We start from the raw sequence: 5,342 nt of genomic DNA, 5'->3' as shown, positions 1-5,342 counted from the left end.
AAACAAATAATTCTCAATAACCAATTATCTAATATTCAAACATTTTGAAAAATTGGAATTTTATTATTTGGTGTTTATTTGTCATTTGAAATTTGTTATTTGGTGTTTTCTTAGAAAGACTAAATACGTAATACTTGAGATTGGATTTAATAGATAAATCCAATCTCAAGATACACTGAAAGTGTGCAACAAATTGATAATCTTCCATGTTTATCCGTATGTTTCCTCTTAATTTAGTGTCTCTTAGAAAACTCTACAAAATTAAAAATGTTTCTTTTTGCGATATTTTTATTTTTCTCAAATCACTGATGCAAAGGCATCAGTTCATTTCCAAAAAGTAAAAATCTCACCTGCCTGACGGCAAAGGCAGGTCAAAAATAATTCATTTTATAAAAATAGATTTTTTCTAAGAGGCACTAATTAAACTGTAATTTTATCAATAGAAAAGTTTTTTAACCGAATTTTTAGTTCGTTAATATCGTCTTTAGGTAATTCAATTTTTATATGGCATTTTTTGTCAAATTTTTGATTTATAATTTTATATTTTTTCTCTTTTAAAATATCCATAACCTTTGAGAAATCAGAAAAATTAAGGTCAATGTTTAAGTTTTCACGTTCAACACCTTTAATGATTTTCCCATTTTTAATTGCTTCTTCTGCGGCTGTGCCATAAGCATTTATAAGTCCTCCTTTACCTAATAAAACTCCTCCAAAATATCTTACAACAGCAATTACAACAAAGGATAGGTCGTATTTTTTTATGTAATTAAGTATTGGCATACCTGCTGTATTTGATGGTTCTCCATCATCATTTGTTCTGATGATTGCATTATCTTTATCAATACCAATTTTGTAAGCATAGCAAAGATGTCGTGCTTTATGATGTTCATTTCTAATTTGTTCAAGAAATTCTTTTGCATTTTTTTCTGATGAAACAAATTGAGCATAGCCGTAGAATTTACTACCCTTTTCTTTGTATTCTCCTTCTGAACGATATTTAAGAGTTTTGTATTTTGCCATGGTTCAAAAGTACATCAATATATTTGAAACAAAAAATTTGTGTATGGAATTTGCATAAGCAACATCCGTGATTAAAAATCTAATTTTGCAGAGTTTTCTTAGAGACACTAATTAGATGTTTTATAATTTTTAAGGGCTGTTAATAAAATAATCTAAATGTAATTTTTTTTTAACAAAAACGCATATCTTTGCGGTTTAAAATATGAGACAATTAACAAAAAATACAGGATTTTTTCTACTTTTTCTACTTTTATTTTCATCATGTAGTGAATATCATAAAGTGCTAAAAGGTGATAATATTGAAAAAAAGTATGAAATGGCAAAGGATTATTTCAATGAAAAGGAATACAGTAAGGCTGTTTTACTTCTTGAAGATATTTTACCATTTTTTCGGGCATCTGCAAAAAATGAAAAGATAAAATATATGTATGCTTATTGTCAGTATGCTTTGGGAAGTAACATAATAGCTGCTAATAGGTTTAAAAACTTGTTTGATACTTATCCCTATGGGAAGTATGCCGAGGAGAGTTTATATTATTTTGCTTACTGTACATATTTGGAATCACCACCTGTAGAACTTGACCAGAAAAGTTCGGAAAGAGCTATTGAAGCAATTCAGCTTTTTGTTAATAAATTTCCGAATAGTGATAAGGTTGAAAAATCAAATGAATATATTGATAAATTATTATTAAAAATAGAAAAAAAGGCTGTTCACAAGGCTAAATTATACTATAAAATTCAAGATTACAAGGCAACAATATGGTCATTGCAAAATCTTTTTGAAGAATTTCCAATGATTGAAGATAGAAGTTATCTTAATTTTATTATGATTGATTCATATTATGAGCTTGCAATAAACAGTGTTGTAACTAAACAACATGCGAGACTTGAAGATACACGTGTTTTTTATGAAGAGAATACTAAGGAGTTTGAAGATTCAGAATATGCTATTGAAGCAAAAAATATTTATAAAAATACTTTAAATCAACTAGATAAATTAAAGTTAAAAAATGAAAGAAAGAATTAATGTAGATAGGTATGCAAATCCTAGAGATATTACAATAATAAATAATTTGACAGGTAACCTTTACGAAAGTGTTGCTGTTCTTGCAAAAAGAGCAAATCAATTGGCAAAAGAAGAAAAGGAAGAATTACACGAAAAACTTGACGAATTTGCACCACGAACAGATAATTTAGAAGAAATTTTTGATAACCGTGAACAAATGGAAATATCTGCTCATTATGAGCGACTTCCAAAAGCATCATTGGTTTCATTATTTGAGTATTTGAATGATGATAACATTTATTTTCGCAATCCTGAAAAGGAAAAAATACTCAAAGAAGAAAGCGAAAAGAAGGAGATATAATGTTAATAGGCAGAAAAATACTGCTTGGTATTACAGGAGGTATTGCTGCCTACAAAACAGCATACATTATCCGTTTGTTGATAAAACAAAAATGTGAAGTCAAGGTAGTAGTAACGTCTTCTGTTAAAAATTTTATATCTCATCTCACACTGGCAACTTTATCAAAAAACCCTGTTTATTACAAATTTTTTGAAGAAGATTCAGGAGAATGGTATAGCCATGTAGAGTTAGCTGATTGGGCTGATGCTTTTTTAATTGCACCACTTACAGCCAATACAATGGCAAAAATGACTTGTGGACAGGCTGATAATATTTTGCTTGCTACATATTTATCAACATCAGTTCCTGTGATAATTGCCCCTGCAATGGATTTGAATATGTTTAAACATCCTGCAACACAAAAGAATTTAAAGGAACTTAAGCAAAGAGGACATCACATAATTTCTTCACCGGAAGGTGAGCTTGCAAGTGGCTTGTGTGGTGAAGGACGTATGGCTGAACCCGAAGATATTGTTCATCAGTTGAATAAACTTCTGAAAAAATAATTATTAGAAGTTTCATTAAATTTTCTTTTTGATTTACGTTATTTTAAAATTATAAGCGAAAAGGATGGATTTGAGAAATAAAAATATCCTAATAACAGCCGGACCAACCAATGAGCCTATTGATCCTGTAAGATTTATTGGCAATCGTTCTTCCGGTAAGATGGGGTATTTTATTGCTGAAAAGCTTGCTGAGAAGGGTGCAAAAGTATTATTAGTCAGCGGTCCTACAAATTTGAATATTAAGAATGAAAATATTATAAAAACAGATGTTGAAACAGCAGGAGAAATGTATGAGAAATCTATGGAGCTTTTTCCTGACTGTGATATAGCAATACTTTCAGCAGCAGTAGCAGATTTTACTCCAGCCAAAGTAGAGGATAAAAAAATCAAGAAAAAAAATGAAATGATTTTGCATCTTAAAAAGACAAAAGATATTCTTCTTAATCTTGGAAAAATAAAAAAAGATAATCAAATACTTGTTGGATTTAGCCTTGAAACTGATAATGAAATTGAAAATGCTAAGCAAAAGTTAAAGAAAAAAAATCTAGATTTTATTGTTCTTAACTCATTAAATGATAAGGGTGCAGGCTTTAGTTTTGATACAAATAAAATAACTATAATTAACAAGTTTGGAGGCATTAAAGAATATTCTCTTAAACCAAAAGATGAAGTGGCAGATGATATAATTAATTATTTAATAAAGTTTGAAAAATCCTCCTAAGAAAAATGAAATTACTTAAGCCAATATTCAAAATACTTTCATTATTTCTAGTTATAGTTTTGCTTTTTGCTTTTAGAGCTGATGTTTCTGATAATCTAATTTCTTATTTCCCTTTTAATCAAAACTTTAATGATAGCATTAGTACAAATGATGCTGTTGCGTTTGGAGATCCTCATTTTACAACTGATCGATTTAATACTGATAATACTGCAATAAAACTTGATGGAATTGATGATTATTTGCTTTTACCCGTTGGTAAATATAAATACTTTGCTATTTCACTTTGGTTTTATGTTGAAAGTGTTTATTATTCTACTATCATTGTTGATTATGGTAGTAAGGAAATTTTTTCTACAGTTGATATTTTTGTTGGTGCTACACCACCCGTTTATAAAATAAAATATAATACTCAAACAAATGAGTTATTAAAATCGCAATACAACTATGATTTTTACACCTGGCATCATTTGTACCTTGATGTTGGAAAAATTGGGCAGAAGCCAATAATGTACATTGATGGAGTGTTTGAGCGAGAGGCAAGTCTTTCAGGTCTTTGCTCACCAACTACTGCTAATGTTTATATTGGTAGAACATCAGAAACAGACACTTCTAAACATAAATTTTTGCAAGGTAAAGTTGACGATATTTATATTTTTGACTATCCTTTAAAGCAGGAGGAAATTTTGCAATTATATTATCATGACCCATATTCTGTCTTATCAATGACTAATTCAAAAATATTTATTTTTCCAAATCCGGTAACTAATGTTCTCAGAATTGCAAATTCAATAAATAATGAATCATTTAGAATTTTTAATTCTCAAGGAAAAGTAATTTTAGAAGGTAAATATAAATCAGAAATAAATATTTCTGATTTTAGTTCAGGCTTGTATTTTATTGAGATTGTTAGTGGTACAAATTCTTTTAGACAAATTTATAAGTTTGTAAAAAGATAAGAAATATTCAATCAATTTTTAAGCAATAAAAAAGTTTGAATTTTTTATATAATTGAAGATTTTAACTAACTTTTTATCTTTAATAAGGTAGATAGATTCTTCTCCTTTAGCGGATTCAATTATTAAATTCTTTGAAATTAGTTGAGTTACGCAATCCGTTGTATCATCTTTACTCATTGATAATTCCTTACTAATTTCTAACAGAGTAAGCTTGCCATATTGTTTTAATATTTCAATTATAGCAAGATTCTCAGGTCGTCCTATGTCTTTAATTCTTTTTGCCACAAAATCTAATTGTTCAAAATTTTTCTTATAATTATTTCTTTTAGAAAGAATCGGTAGAATCATAATATTTTTTTGTTTTAACATATTTTAACTCAATATTTTTGCCGACTTTGTATTATATTGATTTTCAGCAAAACATTTTTTTTATTTTTTCCCAAACTTGGAAAATATATCTCTTTAATACAAAATAACTCTAAATAATATTTTTTCAAAATAACATTTTATTTAACACACATCACTCAGTATCTGAACTTAGAGATACTTAATGTAAAATATTTAAAGAAATCTTTACTAATCAAGAGCAAAGATAATAATAATTATTAATTAGCCAACAAATATTTTATGCTATCTAAAAAATTCGATATTGCCAAATACTGCATTTGCCTTAATACTTATCTCAATAACTTCCGTTGAATCGGAATAATTTTCATTTGAGTATGGATTGGAA

General features: G+C 28.0%; 5 protein-coding genes and 1 pseudogene. 4 read left to right on the top strand and 2 right to left on the bottom strand.

From position 1 onward, the window contains the following. Nucleotides 1–420: 420 nt before the first annotated feature. On the bottom strand, nucleotides 421–1,020 hold the full coding sequence (locus U9R42_01855) for a YigZ family protein (protein ID MEA3494757.1): 600 nt from the start codon (nucleotides 1,018–1,020) through the stop codon (nucleotides 421–423). Between the two features lie 202 nt (nucleotides 1,021–1,222). Here U9R42_01855 and bamD point away from each other — a divergent pair, with 202 nt between their 5' ends. The 4 genes and pseudogenes from bamD (at nucleotide 1,223) to U9R42_01835 (ending at nucleotide 4,609) form a co-directional block, all read left to right on the top strand. Continuing rightward, a complete protein-coding gene (gene bamD, locus U9R42_01850) occupies nucleotides 1,223–2,047 on the top strand; it encodes an outer membrane protein assembly factor BamD (GenBank protein MEA3494756.1) in 825 nt (274 codons plus the stop codon). Further along, entirely contained in the window at nucleotides 2,031–2,387 is a 357-nt protein-coding gene (locus U9R42_01845; protein ID MEA3494755.1) for a DNA-directed RNA polymerase subunit omega, read from the top strand. The genes bamD and U9R42_01845 overlap by 17 nt, the downstream gene beginning before the upstream one ends. Beyond that, nucleotides 2,387–3,653 (top strand): annotated as a pseudogene (gene coaBC, locus U9R42_01840) (bifunctional phosphopantothenoylcysteine decarboxylase/phosphopantothenate--cysteine ligase CoaBC). Before U9R42_01845 ends, coaBC begins: the two are co-directional and overlap by 1 nt. A 5-nt stretch (nucleotides 3,654–3,658) precedes the next feature. Continuing rightward, the gene (locus tag U9R42_01835; GenBank protein MEA3494754.1) at nucleotides 3,659–4,609 is read left to right on the top strand and encodes a LamG-like jellyroll fold domain-containing protein; all 951 of its coding nucleotides are present in this window, start codon (nucleotides 3,659–3,661) and stop codon (nucleotides 4,607–4,609) included. A gap of 18 nt (nucleotides 4,610–4,627) precedes the next feature. On the opposite strand, the gene U9R42_01830 is transcribed toward U9R42_01835, so the two are convergent. Further along, complete coding sequence (locus U9R42_01830) at nucleotides 4,628–4,978, bottom strand: hypothetical protein (protein ID MEA3494753.1); 351 nt, start codon at nucleotides 4,976–4,978, stop codon at nucleotides 4,628–4,630. Nucleotides 4,979–5,342: the final 364 nt, after the last annotated feature.

This window comes from Bacteroidota bacterium (assembly GCA_034723125.1).
Classification (GTDB): Bacteria; Bacteroidota; Bacteroidia; order CAILMK01; family JAAYUY01; genus JAYEOP01.
This window is presented reverse-complemented; position numbering and strand designations above follow the sequence as displayed.

What these genes read in the sequence shown, in the direction of transcription:
- U9R42_01855 (MEA3494757.1), bottom strand. Translation starts at nt 1,020, where the DNA reads ATGGCAAAATACAAAACTCTTAAATATCGTTCAGAAGGAGAATACAAA.
- bamD (MEA3494756.1), top strand. Translation starts at nt 1,223, where the DNA reads ATGAGACAATTAACAAAAAATACAGGATTTTTTCTACTTTTTCTACTT.
- U9R42_01845 (MEA3494755.1), top strand. Translation starts at nt 2,031, where the DNA reads ATGAAAGAAAGAATTAATGTAGATAGGTATGCAAATCCTAGAGATATT.
- U9R42_01835 (MEA3494754.1), top strand. Translation starts at nt 3,659, where the DNA reads ATGAAATTACTTAAGCCAATATTCAAAATACTTTCATTATTTCTAGTT.
- U9R42_01830 (MEA3494753.1), bottom strand. Translation starts at nt 4,978, where the DNA reads ATGTTAAAACAAAAAAATATTATGATTCTACCGATTCTTTCTAAAAGA.